The 18,670-nt window shown below is 45.4% G+C and carries 16 protein-coding genes and 2 pseudogenes; 12 read left to right on the forward strand and 6 right to left on the reverse strand.

The window, feature by feature from the left end:
* Positions 1-251 precede the first annotated feature (251 nt).
* From B5F71_RS14690 to accC, 3 genes are read right to left on the reverse strand one after another with little or no spacing between them, the layout of a single operon-like run.
* Positions 252-1,784, reverse strand: a complete 1,533-nt coding sequence (locus tag B5F71_RS14690) for an acyl-CoA carboxylase subunit beta (protein WP_022039172.1) — start codon at positions 1,782-1,784, stop codon at positions 252-254.
* Positions 1,785-1,801: 17 nt separating this feature from the next.
* Positions 1,802-2,317 (reverse strand): acetyl-CoA carboxylase biotin carboxyl carrier protein subunit, encoded by a 516-nt coding sequence (locus B5F71_RS14695; protein WP_022039171.1) that lies wholly within the window; start codon positions 2,315-2,317, stop codon positions 1,802-1,804.
* A 13-nt stretch (positions 2,318-2,330) separates the two neighbouring features.
* Positions 2,331-3,842 carry an acetyl-CoA carboxylase biotin carboxylase subunit gene (gene accC, locus B5F71_RS14700; RefSeq protein WP_022039170.1) on the reverse strand — a complete coding sequence of 504 codons (1,512 nt, stop codon included), beginning with the start codon at positions 3,840-3,842 and terminating at the stop codon, positions 2,331-2,333.
* Between the two features lie 295 nt (positions 3,843-4,137).
* On the opposite strand from accC, the gene B5F71_RS20385 reads away from it, so the two are divergent.
* Positions 4,138-4,338: a hypothetical protein gene (locus B5F71_RS20385; protein ID WP_158098111.1), complete on the forward strand. Its 201-nt coding sequence runs from the start codon at positions 4,138-4,140 to the stop codon at positions 4,336-4,338.
* A gap of 18 nt (positions 4,339-4,356) precedes the next feature.
* Here the strand turns inward: B5F71_RS20385 and B5F71_RS14705 are convergent, their stop codons facing one another.
* Positions 4,357-5,196, reverse strand: a complete 840-nt coding sequence (locus B5F71_RS14705; protein ID WP_241148261.1) for a DUF4738 domain-containing protein — start codon at positions 5,194-5,196, stop codon at positions 4,357-4,359.
* A gap of 61 nt (positions 5,197-5,257) precedes the next feature.
* Here B5F71_RS14705 and B5F71_RS14710 point away from each other — a divergent pair, with 61 nt between their 5' ends.
* On the forward strand, positions 5,258-6,376 hold the full coding sequence (locus B5F71_RS14710; RefSeq protein ID WP_022039168.1) for an SPOR domain-containing protein: 1,119 nt from the start codon (positions 5,258-5,260) through the stop codon (positions 6,374-6,376).
* Positions 6,377-6,389: 13 nt separating this feature from the next.
* Positions 6,390-6,923 (forward strand): FHA domain-containing protein, encoded by a 534-nt coding sequence (locus tag B5F71_RS14715; RefSeq protein ID WP_022039167.1) that lies wholly within the window; start codon positions 6,390-6,392, stop codon positions 6,921-6,923.
* A gap of 91 nt (positions 6,924-7,014) precedes the next feature.
* Here B5F71_RS14715 and B5F71_RS14720 read toward each other — a convergent pair whose 3' ends face one another.
* Positions 7,015-7,902: a glucosaminidase domain-containing protein gene (locus B5F71_RS14720; protein ID WP_087211712.1), complete on the reverse strand. Its 888-nt coding sequence runs from the start codon at positions 7,900-7,902 to the stop codon at positions 7,015-7,017.
* Between the two features lie 111 nt (positions 7,903-8,013).
* On the opposite strand from B5F71_RS14720, the gene B5F71_RS14725 reads away from it, so the two are divergent.
* From B5F71_RS14725 to galK, 9 genes and pseudogenes are all read left to right on the forward strand, one after another.
* Positions 8,014-8,490 carry a cytidine deaminase gene (locus B5F71_RS14725; protein ID WP_087211715.1) on the forward strand — a complete coding sequence of 159 codons (477 nt, stop codon included), beginning with the start codon at positions 8,014-8,016 and terminating at the stop codon, positions 8,488-8,490.
* A gap of 478 nt (positions 8,491-8,968) precedes the next feature.
* Positions 8,969-10,849 (forward strand): TonB-dependent receptor, encoded by a 1,881-nt coding sequence (locus B5F71_RS14730; protein WP_087211726.1) that lies wholly within the window; start codon positions 8,969-8,971, stop codon positions 10,847-10,849.
* Between the two features lie 207 nt (positions 10,850-11,056).
* Positions 11,057-12,031, forward strand: coding sequence for a DUF362 domain-containing protein (locus tag B5F71_RS14735; RefSeq protein ID WP_087211717.1), 975 nt, complete (start codon positions 11,057-11,059; stop codon positions 12,029-12,031).
* Positions 12,032-12,276: 245 nt separating this feature from the next.
* Positions 12,277-12,927: a hypothetical protein gene (locus B5F71_RS14740; RefSeq protein ID WP_239414120.1), complete on the forward strand. Its 651-nt coding sequence runs from the start codon at positions 12,277-12,279 to the stop codon at positions 12,925-12,927.
* A 26-nt stretch (positions 12,928-12,953) separates the two neighbouring features.
* A complete protein-coding gene (locus B5F71_RS14745; RefSeq protein ID WP_022039161.1) occupies positions 12,954-14,246 on the forward strand; it encodes a folylpolyglutamate synthase/dihydrofolate synthase family protein in 1,293 nt (430 codons plus the stop codon).
* Positions 14,247-14,343: 97 nt separating this feature from the next.
* On the forward strand, positions 14,344-15,438 hold the full coding sequence (locus B5F71_RS14750) for an aldose epimerase family protein (RefSeq protein WP_087211720.1): 1,095 nt from the start codon (positions 14,344-14,346) through the stop codon (positions 15,436-15,438).
* A 75-nt stretch (positions 15,439-15,513) separates the two neighbouring features.
* Positions 15,514-16,527, forward strand: a pseudogene (locus tag B5F71_RS14755) (MFS transporter); the annotation flags it as partial.
* A 180-nt stretch (positions 16,528-16,707) separates the two neighbouring features.
* Positions 16,708-17,001 (forward strand): annotated as a pseudogene (locus B5F71_RS21215) (MFS transporter); the annotation flags it as partial.
* Positions 17,002-17,047: 46 nt separating this feature from the next.
* Positions 17,048-18,202: a galactokinase gene (galK, locus tag B5F71_RS14760; RefSeq protein ID WP_022039158.1), complete on the forward strand. Its 1,155-nt coding sequence runs from the start codon at positions 17,048-17,050 to the stop codon at positions 18,200-18,202.
* 159 nt (positions 18,203-18,361) lie between these two features.
* Here the strand turns inward: galK and B5F71_RS20390 are convergent, their stop codons facing one another.
* Positions 18,362-18,634: a hypothetical protein gene (locus B5F71_RS20390; RefSeq protein WP_158098112.1), complete on the reverse strand. Its 273-nt coding sequence runs from the start codon at positions 18,632-18,634 to the stop codon at positions 18,362-18,364.
* Positions 18,635-18,670: the final 36 nt, after the last annotated feature.

Consider the following 18,670-nt stretch of genomic DNA (forward strand, 5'->3'; position numbering starts at 1 on the left):
TGACGAAGAACAGGAGCGAAAAGGACCAAAAAATCGCCCAAAGCACACACGAAAACGGATACATCAAGCCAAGAAAAACTTTTTGGAGAAATTCAAAACAGCTTCTTATATAGGAGAACAAAATTGGTTTGCGAAAATTCCTCAATGCATTGATTCAACATGACCAATGATGTTTCGCATTTCATTTTTGATTGACTATACATATTGTATCCAATTAGTTGGTTCTTAGGAACCAACTAATTGGTCATATTTTATAGAGGCATATTCCCGTGTTTTTTCGGGGGATTACTCTGACTCTTGTTTTGAGTCATCTCCAATGCTTGGATTAATTTAAAGCGCGTATCCTTAGGCAAAATGATTTCATCAATATACCCCTGCTCGGCAGCCCGGTACGGGTTCGAGAATTTCTCCTTGTATTCCTCGATGGCCTGCGCTTTTTCCTCGGGCGTAGCCTTGCGATAAAGAATATTTACGGCTCCATCAGCTCCCATCACAGCAATTTCGGCTGTAGGATACGAGAAGTTTACATCGGCACCGATAGGCTTGCTATTCATTACAATGTAGGCACCGCCATATGCCTTGCGGGTGATGACTGTGATTTTAGGAACAGTAGCCTCGGCGTATGCATACACGATTTTAGCTCCGTGGCGGATGATACCGTTATGCTCCTGCGTACAACCCGGCAAGAAACCCGGTACATCTTCGAACGTCACGATAGGAATGTTGAAACAGTCGCAGAAACGGATAAAACGTGCAGCCTTGTCGGAAGCATCGATATCAAGCACGCCAGCTAAGTAGGCAGGCTGATTTGCTACGATACCCACCGAGCGTCCGCCCAGACGGGCGAAACCGATTACAATGTTCTTGGCAAAGTGGGGCATCACTTCAAAGAAATAATGGTCATCTACTACCGGCTCAATAATATTTTTGATATCATAAGGCATGTTAGGATCATCCGGTATGACACTCATCAGTGACTCATCAGCACGACGGATGTCATCGGTGCAGGGCATACTCGGCGCATCTTCCATGTTATTGGAAGGTAAGAAACTCAGCAGTTCGCGGATACTCATCAAAGTTTCCTCTTCAGTATCGCAAAGAAAATGAGTCACACCACTCTTGCTACTATGAGTGTAAGCTCCGCCTAACTCTTCCTTATCCACTTCCTCGTGGGTAACCGCTTTTACCACATCAGGACCGGTGATGAACATATGGCTTTTTTCCTTCACCATAAAGATAAAGTCGGTGAGTGCCGGTGAGTAACAAGCTCCTCCTGCGCAAGGACCTAAAATAGCTGAAATCTGTGGGATGACACCCGATGCAATCGTGTTCTGATAAAAGATAGAAGCGTAGCCTGAAATACTACCCACGCCTTCCTGGATGCGTGCACCACCCGAGTCATTTAACGCGATAACCGGTGCACCGTTTTTCAACGCCAGTTCTTGAACCTTAACGATTTTCTTAGCTCCAGTGGTGCTCAGTGTCCCACCATATACAGTAAAATCGTAGGCATACACGTACACTAACCGTCCGTCTATTTTGCCATACCCACATACGATGCCATCACCGGGAATATGCTTCTTGTCCATCCCGAAATCAGTACAATGATGAACCACCAATTTGTCCAATTCATTAAACGTTCCTTTGTCGAGCAACATGTCGATACGTTCACGGGCAGTCATATGACCGTTGGCGTGCTGCTTTTCCACGCGTTCCACGCCTCCACCTTGGGAAGCCAGTTTGTCAAGCTCCTCAAATTTTTTATATTGTTCTGCTGTAGTCATTTTGTCTTATTGTTTGGTTATTCTTCGTTTATCACGTCCAGCGTCATGATTATCTGGTTGCTGTTAACTGAGTCACCTTCGTTCACCAGAATTTCCTTCACCACGCACGGACTATTCACTTTATAGTTGCTTTGCATCTTCATGGCCTCAATCACCGCCACGATGTCACCAGCCTCCAAACGGTCACCTACCTGGACAGGTATCTTCACCACTTTACCCGGCATAGGTGAGACAATCTTATCTTGCTGTTTCTCGTCGGCTCCTTTGCGCATACGCAGGTACTTGGCCTGAGAGTCGATGATGTCAACATTGTATGACTGGTAATGCGCGTTTACCGTATAACTCTTGCCTCCTTCTTTACGGATGAGTTCGGCATTATACGATTTGCCATTATGCAATATGGAACAACTACCGTTTTCTGCCATCACAATGTCCACGTCGTAAGGCACACCATCAATCGTAAGCTGCACCTTGTTTCCTTCCTTGCTGACTAACGAAACGTCAGCAACTCTTTCTCCGATATGTATTTCCATGTGTATTGAATCCTTAAATCCGTAATACTCCTTTCTTCAAACCAAATTCACGCCAGCGGCTAATAGGACGGTTATCAGTGGCTCCCGATTTGTTTTCTTCCAAGTTCATCAGGTAATCGATGTAAGCGGCAATCATGGCAATATTCTCCGTCTCTTCTTCTTTCTGTCCTGCCCACTCGCGCAACATTTCCTGATGCTTGGGAATAAAGAGGGTGTCGTAATGACCTTCTACAAAGTCGGGTACATGCATGATGTGGCGCAAGTAAGAGATGTTGGTTTTCAGTCCTGTAATCTTATACTCGTAAAGCACACGACGCATACGTTCGATGGCAAACTGGCGGGTAGTGGCCCACACGATAAGTTTACCAATCATCGGGTCATAATAAATAGGAATTTCATAGCCATCGTATACGTAACTATCAATACGCACCCCAATGCCATTGGGTTCTGTCAATTGACGGATGATGCCCGGCGAAGGCATAAAATTATTTTCTGTATCTTCAGCACAGATTCGGCACTCAATAGCATGACCACGCTGTTTTAAGTCTTCCTGCTTATAGTGAAGCGGTTCGCCGTTGGCCACACGGATCTGGTCTTTTACCAAATCAACGCCCACTACTTCTTCAGTAATAGGATGTTCTACCTGCAAACGGGTATTCATTTCCAGGAAATAGAAATTGCGATGTTTGTCAACGAGAAATTCGATGGTACCGGCACCTTTATAATGAACTGCTTTTGCAGCTGCGACAGCCGCTTCACCCATCTTCTGACGAAGTTCAGGTGTGACGAAAGGAGATGGAGTCTCTTCCACAATTTTTTGATTACGCCGCTGGATAGAACACTCACGTTCGAAGAGATGAACGGCATTACCATAGTTGTCTCCTAAAATTTGAAATTCGATGTGATGTGGTTCTTCCACGAATTTCTCAAGATACACGGTGTCATCACCAAAAGAGGACATCGATTCTGAACGGGCGGTGTTGTAGGCCTCTTCCACTTCATCTTCGCTATGTATGAGTCGCATACCTTTGCCTCCACCACCCATCGATGCCTTCAGCATCACAGGATAACCGATACGGTTACAGATTTCCTTAGCTTCCTCTACGCTCTGCAATGGTTGCTCCGTACCTGGAACTACAGGTACTCCTGCCGCAATCATGTGCTTACGCGCAGAAATCTTATCGCCCATAGCATCCATCGTTTCCGGATCGGGACCAATGAAGATGATGCCTTCTTCGCGGCAGCGGCGTGCAAACTCCGAATTTTCGGACAAGAAGCCATACCCTGGATGAATAGCATCTACGCCATGGTGTTTGGCTGCCCAAATAATCTTATCGATGTTTAAATAACTTTCGCGTGAAGCGGCTGGTCCTATCAGGCAGGCTTCATCTGCATAAAATACGTGGCGTGCAGTCCTGTCGGCCTCCGAAAAAACAGCCACAGTACGAATGCCCATCTCCCGACAGGAGCGCATCACCCGCACGGCTATTTCGCCACGGTTAGCGATCAATACTTTGTGTATCATGCCTTATTCTTTTATTGTTACATTTTTCAATAAGTTAAGCCATTTTAGTATATGACTTAAGCAAAAGGCTTCTCTTTTCGCACAAGAAACCCAAAACTGTGCAAAAGTAACAAAAAAAACGAATACATTCTTATTTCTGTGTTTTTTTTTAGGCTGTATGCCCTATTTATATTCAATACTCCGGTATAATTCTAAAATCAAAACATTATAACCGGCTAAAGCAGGTTCAACAATACCAGATTAAAAGAATCATTGAAATATTGTCAAGGGTGAGAAACTGTTTTGAATTTATCGTGTGCTGATTGGGGATGATTTCTTGCAGAGGCGCAAAATCTTGCATCTCTACTATGAGGAAGATAGCGGGCTATCTGACGAAGAGCAGCAGCGGAAAGAACCCAAAAATCGCCCCAAGCACACACGAAAACGAATGCATCAAGCCAAGAAAAACTTTCTGAAGAAATTCAAAACAGTTTCTGCGATCTGTAAAAGAGCCTAACCATCTGAGAGATAAAAGCTATTCTTTCAATTTAAAGGATATATTGTTTTGCCTGTCGATCAAAATAGTCACATAATAACACGACAATTCATCGGGCATACTGACTGTAGCCTGATAATGATATCCGTCAGAATCAACCCCCATAAAACTCATGTCGGAAAGAATGGCCATTTTTAAGAAATCGGCAGGTATGATATTTTCAAACATCTCTTTATTAATATCTTTGGCATACAACCTTTGTTTGCCCTGAAACACACAAATATGAATAATGTTATCAAAATACACATTATCAACAATCATCCCTTCTTCCGTTACTACCGGATGATACACTTTTTTACTGGAAGGATTGATATAGGCATATCCTCTATAGCGGTTCCCTTGATAAAAGAATACTGAATCTTTTTCGATAACTTCCTTTTGTACCGGTTCAATAACCGTCTGATAACCAAATGGTATTGTGTCAGTATCTGATTTATGAAGAGTAATCAAATCACCCTGCGACGTATAGAATTGAAATACATGTGGCTCAAGCTTGGTAATACGATAAGTCACCCTTTCAGAACTATGCGCAATAAGCGTATCTCCTGAAATACTGAAACGAAACGGAGTATTAACCTGGCTAGCAAGATAGATACTGTCACCAGCTATTTTCAACATCGGCAACTCTGTGTTCTCGTCTACCCAGATACCTTGTAATTGCTGTTTAGCAAGTTGGTTGCGTTCGTTTTGGGCCTGTCCATCCTGTTTGTTTCTGTTCTCTGCACAGGCTGTAACTAAAAACGCGAAAAGTGCTGCCAATAATACTTTTCTCATTTTCTTATGCTGTGTTTTCTTGGTTTTTATTTCATTTCTTGCCACAAATGTATAACAAATTACTCAAGTCACATAAAATAACAGAAAAAAATCTTATATTTGCAGTATGATTGAATTAGCTAAACATATTGAAGTATTGCTGTTAGAGAACGATTGTGTCATCGTTCCAGGCTTGGGAGGCTTTATAGCTCATTACCGTTCTTCTATATATAATAAGGAGATGCGGGAATTTTATCCACCGGTACGTACCATTGGGTTTAACCCGAAGTTAGTGATGAATGATGGGTTACTGGTGCAATCTTATATGCAGACCTATAATACTGATTTCCCGGATGCCAGCCGGAAAATCGAGAATGTGGTAAATGCATTGAAAGAAAAACTGTATCAAGAAGGCAGTGTATCCTTGGGACAGGTGGGAAGTTTGTATTACAACATGAATGGTGTTTATGAATTCGAGCCGGCAGAAAATGGATTTTTCACTCCTTCCCTTTATGGATTGGAAACTTTTACATTTCAAAAACTGGCTTTCAGCACTTCATTAAATGTAAAAAAGGAAAGAGAAGAACGGTTGCCCCGACTATCTGCCAACAAGACAAACCCCACATCTTGGCATTGGACACGTAGCATAGCGGTCGTCGCAGCTACGATCTTGTTGTTTTTCTTGTGTTCTGTTCCTGTAAAGAATACCTACATTGACGAGGCGAATTATGCATCATTGGGCTCGGAAGGTCTGTTTGCTGCAATCCGGAATCAATCTGCAGCATCAAGTGTCATCTCTCCTATTCGGCAAAAAACTTCTGAACAAAATTCAAATCAACAGAAAAACGAAAAAAAACAATTAAAAAATAATGTCAATACCTTAAAGCCGGTTACCATAAAGACCGAAAAGGTAGAAGCACGTATTGAGAAAAAAGTTTCAGCGAAAAAAAATGACCGGACCGTAAAAGAGAAAGCTCAGCAGACTACCCCAAAAACAATTTCCACCAAAAAACATGGGGGCAACAACCACATTATCGTGGCAAGCCTTACCAATGCGGCTGATGCAGAGAAAGTGGTTAACGGTTTGAAACAAAAAGGATATGCAGATGCCCAGGTGATTGTGTCGCAAAACCATTATCGTGTTTCATTAGTTAACTATGCAAATAAGGCCGATGCCTATCAGAAAATAAAAGAGTTGAAGAAACAACCAGACTTTGCTTCGGCATGGATATTCATTTCCAAATAAAGCCCTAAAGAATATGAAAAGAGTAAGATGTCCTAAGTGTGACAATTATATACAATTTGATGAGACCAAATACAGCGAAGGGCAGTCGTTGGTATTTGTGTGCGATCAATGCAAGAAACAGTTTGCCATCCGTATCGGAAAAACCAAGTTAAATGCAGGAACACGCCGGGAAGAAGTCATTGACGAAAGAGAAGGATTGAAAGATTGGGGAAACGTTGTAGCAATTGAAAATGTATTTGGCTACAAACAAGTAATCCCGTTACACGAAGGTGACAATCTCATCGGACGCCGGTCAAAAGGTACAGAAGTAGATATTCCCATTGAAACCAATGACCCAAGCATGGACCGTCGGCATTGTATTCTAAATGTGAAGCGAGACAAGCAAGGACAAATAGTGTATACCTTACGCGACAATAACAGCATTACCGGCACTTTTGTCATGAATGACTTGTTAGGCCCCAAGGATCGTGTCCGGTTGGAAGACGGAGCCATTTTTACCTTAGGAGCTACTTCCTTGATTTTACGAGCAGCTGAGAACAAAGAATGATATGAATGTCCGCCATTCCCCCTTGAAAACGAAAATAAACTTCATTTCGCACATCATTATTCCGGATATTTGCGGACATTCCCCACACTTTTTACCTTAACCAGATAATATCTCCCACGTTTGGAGCAGGAGCATCTTCTTTCATCCCGTTCAATTGGTAAAGATTCTTCAATTTGATGCCGAACATCTGCGAGATTGTGTACATCGAGTCTCCTTGCTTCACGGCATAAGAGATGTGATCCTGGGTGGCTTTCTTGCGTTTTTCTTCCAGATAGACAATTTCGCCTCCACGGAACGTGTAGTCCTTGGGCAACTCGTTGTACTTGCGTACATTCTTCTTTTTCAGATCAAATTCTTTGGCTATGCTCTTGAACGTATCGCCTGGACGGGCTATCACGTAAAGCAATTCATTCGCCAGATAAGGCTGGTGCGGGTTAGGGAACTCTTCTGCCCATTTCAATCCCCCTTTGCGGTCGTACTTGTCAAGGTCGTAGGTCTCGATGATGTTTATCAGGCGATTGGCATAATTGGGGTCAGTAGCATAACCCGCTTTTTTCAACCCCTTTGCCCACCCTTTGTAATCGGTTATCTTGAGTCGGAAAAGAAAAGCATAACGGGCACCCGAACGCAAAAACTTGGAATGGTCACGATACGAATCCTTTACGTGTTTGTAAGCACGGAAACATTCATTAGGTGCATCGTCGGTATAACGCACCGAACGTCCGTCCCATGAGCCACCGCACTTGATACCGAAATGGTTATTCGACTTCCGGGCAAGCTGACTCCTGCCCGCCCCCGACTCCAGCAGACCCTGCGCCAGCGTAATGCTTGCCGGGATACGATAATGCTTCATTTCGTCCACCGCTATGCTTCGGTATTTCTTGATATATTCCTCGTATGCCTTGTTCCGTTGTGCCGAAGCCGTGCTTGCAGCAAGCAACAAGACCACCATAACCAACCAATACGTTAAGTTTTTCATTTCCTTTTTATGTTTATCCAAAGGCAAAGATAAGTGTTCGCACGAATAAAAGCAACACAAGATAGGAAATCTCCTTTTTTTTCTGTTTATTTGTACAAAAATACAAAGCTTATGAGAAATTTCCGTATCGAAATCCCCGTATGCGCCTGCTCGTACGATGAGCTAAGCGAAGCAGACCGCCAACTGATAGATGCTGCCAAAGAAGCTACCTCCCAAAGCTATGCTCCCTATTCGCATTTTGCCGTAGGGGCCGCAGCATTACTCGAAGACGGCACAGTCGTCACTGGTTCCAACCAAGAAAATGCTGCTTATCCCTCGGGTACTTGTGCCGAACGCACTACCCTGTTCTATGCCAACTCGCACTATCCCGATCAAGGGGTAAAGGCACTTGCCATAGCTGCCCGAAATACTCAAGGATTCCTCGACTCGCCCATTCCTCCCTGTGGGGCATGCCGACAGGTATTGCTCGAAACCGAACGACGCTACAGCCTCCCGATACGCATTTTGCTGTATGGTGTACGCGAGACTTATTGCCTGCAAGGCGTCAAAAGCCTGCTCCCTCTCTCTTTTGGCGCAGAATTTCTGTAAGCCCGGTCATATTTCCTTTTTAATGAATAATGCGAATCAGGAGTTAGACGTAGTTATGTTTCACAGGAGTTATCACTTCGTTCAGAAGTTATACTTCACGCGGTATTTATTTTGTGCATTTTGTATATGCCACGTAGTAGAGACAATGTGCACATCGTCTCTACAGAAGCGGCGCAAAAAGGTATTGGCATCTAACTTCCAGCCCGCCCTGTGGGCGATAACTACCTATAACTCCCTTTTAACTCCTGATTGGCATGAATATCCGCATTTTGTCCCTACACAGGATGTTTGCGGATATTCAATCCCCTGATTTCTTCGTTCATGATAAGTCCACCATAGTATTATATATCATGCGAATTACATACAAGCAGACACAAGCGTAATCCGGGTTGCAAAATCCGTAATATGTATAAAAAAGATACATTTTTCTGTTTTATCTTTGCACATCGAAAACAACAACCATTCAAACGAAACAAAGATGAAACAGAAACTGATTTTACCCATCTTGGCTTACAGCCTGCTTCTGACGGCTCTTAATGCCACAGAACTTACAGACTCATTGAAGATGCGGCACAACTATATACTGGAAGAAACGGTAGTGACCGGCACACGCAACGCGACGGATATCCGCCACCTTCCCATGACCATTTCGATAGTAAACCGCGCCCAACTGGAAAACCGTTACCAGCCTTCCGTGCTTCCGGCACTGACCGAGCAAGTTCCGGGGCTTTTCGTTACCAGCCGGGGCGTGATGGGATATGGCGTATCTACCGGTGCAGCCGGAGGCATCAGCCTGCGCGGCATGTCGGGAAGCGCACAGATGCTGGTGCTCATCGACGGGCATCCGCAATACATGGGACTTTTCGGGCATCCTATTTCCGATGCCTACCAGACCATGCTTGCCGAGCGGGTGGAAGTGTTGCGCGGACCGGCATCGGTGCTTTACGGTTCCAATGCCATGGGGGGAGTCATCAACATCGTCACACGGAAAATGCAGGAAGACGGCGTGAAGACGAACATCAATTTAGGAGGCGGTTCGTATGGGACAGCACAGGCGGAAGCGACCAACCGCGTGAAGAAAGGACGGTTCAGCAGAACCGTGTCGGCATCGTATATCCGCACCGACGGACACCGCCCCGACATGGCGTTCGAGCAATATGGAGGCTATGCCAAATTAGCATACGACTTTAACCCGAACTGGAAGCTATGGGGAGATGTCAACGTGACCCACTTCAACGCTTCCAATCCCGGAGAGGTTTCCGACCGGCTTTTCGACAACGACTCGCGGATTACAAGAGGAATGGCTTCGGCTATGCTGGAGAACCGGTACGAACGGACTTCGGGCGCACTGAGCTTCTTCTACAACTTTGGAAGGCACAAGATAAACGACGGATACCATGCCGGCGAAGAGCCGCAAACCTCCCTCTTCCATTCGAAAGACCTGATGATGGGCGTGTCGTGGTATCAGAGCGCCGAGCTTTATACGGGCAACCGCCTGACCTTGGGCTTCGACTACCAACACTTCGGCGGAGAATCGTGGAACGAAGCCATAGCCGACGGAGCACGCACACCGGGCGTAGACAAGAAACAAGACGAGTTTGCCGGTTACGTCGATTTCCGTCAGGACATCGGAACATGGCTCTCGCTCAACGTAGGATTACGTGTCGACCACCACTCACACGTAGGCACCGAACTGGTTCCACAAGGCGGGCTTGCCTTCCACCTGCCCAAGAACGCCGAACTGAAAGCCATGGTGAGCAAGGGTTTCCGCAACCCAACCATCCGCGAAATGTATATGTTCCCGCCACAGAATCCCGACCTGAAGCCGGAACGGATGATGAACTACGAGCTTTCGTACACCCAGCACCTTTTAGACGGTGCCCTGAGCTACGGCGTAAACCTCTATTATATCAACGGAGACAACCTGATTATGACGACTCCTGTAGACGGACGCCCCCACAACGTCAACTCAGGCGAAATCGAGAATTGGGGAGCGGAAGGGAACATTACCTACCGCATCAACCGCCAATGGAACGTAAACGCCAACTACAGCTGGGTGCACATGGAACATCCTGTCATCTCGGCTCCGGAGCACAAGCTGTATGCCGGCGCCGACTTCCGGCAAGGAAGCTGGGGCGTGTCGACCGGCATCCAGTACATCAAAGGGCTATATACCTCCGTCAGCCCTGCCAGTACCGAGGACTTCGTGCTTTGGAATTTGCGTGCCAGCTACCGCCTGTGCCCGTATGCCTCGCTCTTTGTGCGCGGCGAGAACCTCTTGGCACAACGCTACGAAATCATGGCTGGCTATCCCATGCCGAAAGCCACATTCTTGGGAGGAATCCATATCCATTTCTAATCCCATATAAATGCCCGGATTATGCCAGATATATCACTTTCCAAACGAATATATACTTCGAAGGCAGTTTCAGTATATATGAAACTGCCTTCGAAGATAACTGCATCGGCAAAGGCAGTATATATTCGTTTTCGAATACCATTACATGGGTCAATTACAGGCATTATATAACGAAAGAATTCTATTTACCCTAAAATAAAACGAAACATGAAAAAGACATTTCAAACTTTAATCTGCGCGGCATTCACACTGGCAAGCACCGTCGGATGCGGACATGCGCAATCCTCGGAAAACAAGGCTGCCGAGAGCAACGAGAACCTTCCGAAAGTGTATTTCTACAAAGAAATCAATTCAGAGAACTTGGTCAAAATCTACGAAGCCTTAGGGCGTGAAGCCAAGGGGAAAGTAGCGGTAAAGCTCAGCACCGGCGAACCGGGCGGACACAACTTCCTTCAGCCCGCATTGATAAAAGACCTGGTGCAGAAAGTGAACGGCACTATCGTAGAATGTAATACCGCCTACGGAGGCAAGCGCGGAGATACCCAGAGCCACCTGCAAGCGGCTAAAGACCACGGCTTCACCGCCATCGCCCCGGTGGACATCATGGATGCCGAAGGCGAAACGGAATTGCCGGTTACAGGCGGCAAGCACCTGAAATCGGACATCGTAGGGAAGAATTACCTGAACTATGACTTTACCGTTGTACTCTCCCACTTCAAAGGACATGCCATGGGAGGATTCGGGGGTGCCATCAAGAACATCTCCATCGGCATCGCCTCGTCGAACGGGAAACGGAACATCCACTCCGCAGGTGCCAGCACGACCAGCTGGGGCAATCCGGAACAAGATGACTTTCTGGAATCCATGGCAGAAGCCGCCAAGGCGGTTATCGACCATTGCGGAGAAAACATTCTCTACATCAGCGTGGCCAACAACCTCTCGGTGGATTGCGATTGCGACTCCTCTCCTGCCGATCCTCAAATGGGCGACATCGGCATCCTTGCCTCGCTCGACCCCGTCGCATTGGACAAAGCTTGCACCGACCTGGTCCGCTCTTCGAAAGACCACGGGAAAATCCACCTGATAGAACGCATCGACTCGCGCCACGGCATGCACACCCTCGACTATGCCGAACAATTAGGCATCGGAAGCCAGAAATATGAACTGGTAGAGCTGGACTAATCCGATACTTTCCAGAATAGCATAAACTCATTGGCCGGTGAAGATAGCTGTATAGGAACGCGGCTATCTCATCGGCTCAAACTACACTTCTCCTCAAAGCCTGGAAAACATTCCACAAAAGGATGTTTTACGTTATATGAATTCCGCATTTATTTTACGTTAATCTCCGTTAATCTCCGTTTCTGTCTTTCTCCTACTGGCAGATTATCTGTATCTTTGAACTGATAAATAAAAAAGGAGTGATTATGATGAAGCGAAGTTGGTTTGTTTTTATAACGGTTATCTGCTTGTCTGCCACGGCAAAAGCGCAAACCGAACAACAACCTGACATACAGGCTAAGCAGGACGTACGTGCCCTACCCGACTCATTGCAAGCCGACACGTTAAGCGTAGCTTTGCAATCGCCCGTGAGCTTTTCTTCGCCGTTCCGCCCTTTCAGCATGTATGGCATCACGCCTTTCGACTACAATTACGCCACATGGGAGCTGCATAAAGGATTCAATGCTTCCATCGGACTGAATGTCACATTCAGCCCCAGCCGGTATGCCCCATCGGGAGTAGGCTTCGGACAAGATTTTGCCTTTATGTATGCCGTACCGGTCACCGACCGGTTGAGCGTAGCAGGCGGACTGTATGCTACTAATATGGACTGGGGATTCCTACGCTATCGCAACGTAGGTATAGCCGGAGTAGCTGCCTACCGGCTCACCGACAAAATCAGCATCTATGCATACGGCAACAAATCGTTCATGCCCAACCGTATGCCTTACTGGTATCCCCTACCCAACTATACGCCCGACCGCATTGGTGGAATGATTAACTTCAAACTGGGCGAAAGCAGTTCGTTCAGTATCGGCATCGAAGGCCGGAAAAATGATTACCCGTGGTGGTATTAAACCAGGAACTAATTTGCTATATAAAGATGAATTACCAAGAAACTCTTACCTATTTATATAATAGTGCCCCTTTGTTTCAGCAAGTAGGCAAAGACGCATACAAGGAAGGACTTGAAAACACATACGCATTAGACGAATATTTCGGCCATCCGCACCAGCAATTCCGCACCATCCATGTAGCGGGAACAAACGGAAAAGGGTCTTGTTCGCACACATTGGCAGCCATCCTGCAATCGGCAGGTTACCGGGTAGGGCTTTACACTTCGCCCCACTTAACGGATTTCCGCGAACGAATCCGGATAAACGGCGTGCCCGTACCAGAAGAATTCGTCATCGGTTTCGTGGAAAAACACCGTCATTTCTTCGAACCTCTGCATCCGTCGTTTTTCGAGTTGACCACCGCCATGGCTTTTCATTATTTCGCCCGGCAAGCGGTAGACGTAGCGGTCATCGAAGTCGGGTTAGGCGGACGGCTGGATTGCACCAACATCATCCATCCGGATGTATGCGTCATCACCAACATCAGCTTCGACCATATACAGTTCTTAGGCAATACATTGGCCAAGATAGCAGGAGAAAAAGCAGGCATCATCAAACCTGGCACTCCCGTAGTCATCGGCGAAACGACTTCGGAAACCAAACCTGTATTTGCCGAGAAAGCCGCATCGGTAAACGCTCCCATCGTATTTGCCGAAGAAGAACACCTATTGATAAATGCCACCCATACCGACGACGGGCATTATTTATATCAAACTCAGGACTATGCCAACTTGAAAGGAGAGCTGGGCGGCTTGTGCCAGGAAAAGAATACCAACACACTTCTTTCCGCTATCCGCCAACTGAGGAAAGCCGGTTACCGCTTCACGGATGCGGACGTGCGCAACGGTTTTGCAAATGTGTGCGAACTGACCGGACTGCAAGGACGCTGGCAACGGTTATCAAGCCATCCTGCCGTCATATGCGACACAGGACATAACGTAGGCGGTATCCAATACATCGTCCGCCAACTGGCATGCCAGCATTACCGCAAGCTTCACATCGTTATCGGAATGGTAAACGACAAGGATATACACGGCGTGCTCGCCCTCTTGCCTACCGATGCGACATACTATTTCACACAAGCCAGCGTGAAACGCGCGTTGCCTGCCGAAGAAATGCAAAAGCAAGCCTCGGCATTCGGATTGCACGGCAAAAGCTACCCGAATGTAAAAATTGCTTTAGAAACCGCCTTAACAGAAGCCGGCCCCGAAGATTTGATTTTCGTAGGAGGAAGCAGCTTTATTGTTGCCGATTTATTATCCACTTGCCATACATCATGAAATAATTAACAAAATTGCTTGTATATCTTGAATAAAATCTTTTTATTTGCATACATTTTATAGAAGTAACATCAAAAAAGAAAGGATATTCAAGATCATGATTAACACATTTTATTATGAAAATAACCTTTGCGGAGTAAAGCGAAGCGATTTTCAACGTACAATCGATGGTAAAGAAGTTGATTTATTCATTCTGAAGAATGACAAAGGTGCCGAAATGGCAGTAACCAACTACGGAGGAGCTTTAGTGGCTATTATGGTTCCGGACAAGAACGGCAAGCTTGCCAACGTGATTCAAGGACACGACACACTGGACGGAGTTATCCATAGCCCCGAATCGTTCTTAAGTACACTTATCGGACGGTATGGCAACCGAATCGCCAAAGGTAAATTCCAATTGAACGGAAAAGAATACCAACTGGCAATAAACAATGGTCCCAACTCGCTTCACGGAGGTCCCACAGGTTTTCATTCACGCGTATGGGATGCCGAGCAGACCAGCAAACAAAGCCTTACTTTAAGTTATCTGTCAAAAGACGGTGAAGAAGGCTTCCCCGGCAACTTGAAAGTTCAAGTCATTTACACGTTTACCAACGAAAACGAATTTATCCTTACCTACACAGCTACGACCGACCGTACGACATTAGTTAATCTTACCCATCATGCATTTTTCAGTTTGTCGGGTCTGGAGAAACCAACCCCCAGTGTAGAAAACAATATTCTTACCCTTAATGCCGATTTCTACGTACCCATAGATGAATATTCTATCCCTACGGGAGAAATTTTAAAGGTTGCTGATACTCCAATGGATTTCCGTATGCCTCATAGTGTAGGCAGCCGTATCAATGAACCGTTCCAACAATTGATATACGGCAAGGGATACGACCATACGTATATTGTCAATAAAAAGGAAGTGGGTGAATTGGCATTTGCAGCCAAATGCGTAGAACCTCAAAGCGGACGTTCGCTTGAAGTATATACGACAGAACCGGGCGTGCAAGTATATACGGCAAACTGGCAAGGCGGCTTTGCAGGCTGGCATGGCGCAACCTTCCCCGAACGCAGTGCCATCTGTTTCGAAGCACAACACTTCCCCGACACACCTAATAAGCCACATTTCCCGTCAGCAGTATTGAATCCGGGTGAAACCTATCATCAGGTTACGGTGTATAAATTCGGAGTAGAAGCTTGATAAGCCATCAATTAAGAAAATTCTTAGATTTATCTTGAAAACTAATGTGTTACTAACCTTTTTTAATATTAAACCATGAATCAACAAAAACAGAACGGTAATCTCATCGCAATCATCACGATGTTTTTCTTATTTGCGATGATCTCTTTCGTTACCAATCTTGCCGCTCCTTTCGGCACCATTTGGAAGAATCAATATGCGGGAGCTAACACTTTGGGCATGATGGGAAACATGATGAACTTCCTTGCTTACCTGTTTATGGGAATCCCGGCGGGAAACATGCTGGTAAAGATAGGTTATAAAAAAACCGCCCTTATCGCTATGGCTGTGGGATTCTTGGGATTGTTTACCCAGTATCTTTCCAGTCTGGTAGGAGCCGAAGTTGATGTATTCAACATGGGAGCGTATGCTATCAAGTTGAATTTTATCATTTACTTATTGGGAGCATTTATTTGCGGTTTCTGTGTGTGTATGCTGAACACCGTAGTAAACCCCATGCTGAACCTTCTTGGCGGAGGCGGTAACAAAGGAAACCAGCTCATTCAGGCTGGAGGTGCCTTGAACTCTTTATCGGGTACACTGACCCCTTTGTTTGTAGGTGTACTCATTGGAACCGTTACTCCAGAAACGGCAATGTCGGACGTAACTCCCTTGCTTTTCATTGCAATGGGCGTATTTGTACTTTCTTTCATCGCCATTTCATTTGTAGCGATTCCTGAACCCCATCTACACAAAGGGAATGTAAAAGAAGAAAAATTCAGCCACAGCCCTTGGAATTTCCGTCATACCGTATTAGGCGTATTCGGCATTTTCGTATATGTAGGCATCGAAATCGGTATTCCGGGCACCCTGAACTTCTACCTTGCCGATTCTTCTGACAAAGGTGCAGGCATCCTCTTCAATGGTGCAGCCATCGGTGGAGCCATTGCAGCCATTTACTGGTTACTGATGTTGGTAGGTCGTCTTACGAGTACAATCATCAGCGGCAAGGTATCTACACGTACCCAATTGATTACGGTATCCAGTGTAGCTATCCTGTTTATTCTGTGTGCCATATTCATCCCGAAGACTGTAGGTATCAACGTACCGAAAGTCGTTTACGACCCTATTGCCAAAACTTCTGAAATCTTGACCGAAGCAGGCGTATCAGAAAACGAAATCAGCCTGATTCTTGCCGACACATCTTCAGAAAACCTTCAAAAGTATGAATCAACGCTGTCGGCCGCTAATTTGACACAAGCTGACATCGAAGGTTCACTGGCTACTCCGAAAGTCCCGATAAGTGCCTTATTCCTCGTACTTTGTGGATTATGCACTTCCATCATGTGGGGAGGAATCTTCAACCTTGCCGTAGAAGGGTTGGGCAAATACACTGCGCAAGCATCGGGTATCTTCATGATGATGGTTGTAGGTGGAGGTATCTTCCCACTCCTTCAGCAGGTTATTTCAGATTCAGTCGGCTATATGGCAAGCTACTGGTTGATTATCGCCATGCTGGCATACCTGTTATTCTACGGACTGATAGGCTGCAAGAACGTAAACAAAGACATACCCGTTGACTGATTTTAATTACAGCATATTTTATTAACCCTTTAATTTTTATATTACCATGGATATAGATTTTGTAAGAAGTCGTTTCATCAAACATTTCGATGGAACAACAGGAGCTATTTATACTTCTCCGGGACGTATCAATCTGATAGGCGAACATACAGACTACAATGGCGGATATGTATTCCCCGGTGCAGTAGACAAAGGCATCACAGCCGAAATCAAGCCTAATGGTACGGATAAAGTACACGCTTATTCCATCGACCTGAAAGATTATGTAGAATTCGGATTGAATGAAGAAGATGCCCCGAAAGCCAGCTGGGCACGTTATATTTTCGGAGTATGTCGCGAAATGATCAAACGCGGAGTAGATGTAAAAGGTTTCAATACCGCTTTTGCAGGCGATGTACCTTTAGGTGCTGGCATGTCTTCTTCGGCTGCACTCGAATCAACTTTTGCCTTTGCCTTGAACGAAATATTTGGCGACAATAAGATAGACAAGTTCGAATTGGCAAAAGTAGGACAGGCTACCGAACATAACTATTGTGGTGTAAACTGCGGTATCATGGACCAGTTTGCTTCTGTATTCGGAAAAGAAGGTCATCTGATGCGTCTAGACTGCCGCTCATTGGAATATAAATATTATCCGTTCCGTCCGGAAGGCTATCGCCTGGTATTGGTAGACTCAGTTGTAAAACACGAACTGGCATCATCTGCATATAACAAACGTCGTCAAAGTTGCGAGAATGTTGTAGCTGCCATCAAGAAGAACCATCCTGAAATAGAATTCCTACGTGACTGCAACATGGATATGCTGAACGAAGTGAAAGAAACAGTCAGCCAGGAAGACTATATGCGTGCTGAATATGTTATTGAAGAAATCCAACGTGTACTTGACGTATGTGATGCGTTGGAACGCAACGACTACGAAACAGTAGGCCAAAAAATGTATGAAACCCATCACGGCATGAGCAAATTATATGAAGTAAGCTGTGAAGAACTGGATTTCCTCAACGACATTGCTTTCGATTGCGGTGTAACCGGTTCGCGTGTCATGGGTGGAGGCTTCGGAGGCTGCACCATCAATCTTGTAAAGAACGAGTTATACGAAACATTCATCACAACAGCGAAAGAACGCTTCAAAAAGAAATTCGGACGTTCGCCCAAAGTATATGATGTAGTGATTAGTGACGGTTCGCACAGAGTTTGCTAATCTTTATTATGCAGAGGGTGCGTCAAAACGAAATGACTAATCAAATATATTGATACCTAAAAAGGTCGTATCAAATCTTCATTTAGAAAGAATGATACGACCTTTTTTATCCTTTAGAATGCTCACAATCTTAGAAACCGAATTTCACAAAAAATATTTTTAACTTGATGTTTCGTGTGGATTAGGGCGATTTTTTAATTCCTTTTTGCTTCTGTTCTTTGCCAAATGACCTGCAATCTCCCTCATCCCAGCCAGCACATGATAAGAAGCTGTTTTGAATTTCTCCAAAAAGTTTTTCTTGGCTTGATGTATCCGTTTCCGTGTGTGCTTTGGGCGATTTTTTGGTCCTTTTCGCTCCAGTTCTTCGTCAGATAGCCCGCTATCTTCCTCATCACAGAAGCGAAAATGCCTCAAAAACTCATCCCAAATCATCGCACGATAAATTCAAAACAGCTTCTTCTATGTTGT

This window comes from Bacteroides sp. An269, from assembly GCF_002159755.1.
GTDB lineage: Bacteria > Bacteroidota > Bacteroidia > Bacteroidales > Bacteroidaceae > Phocaeicola > Phocaeicola intestinalis.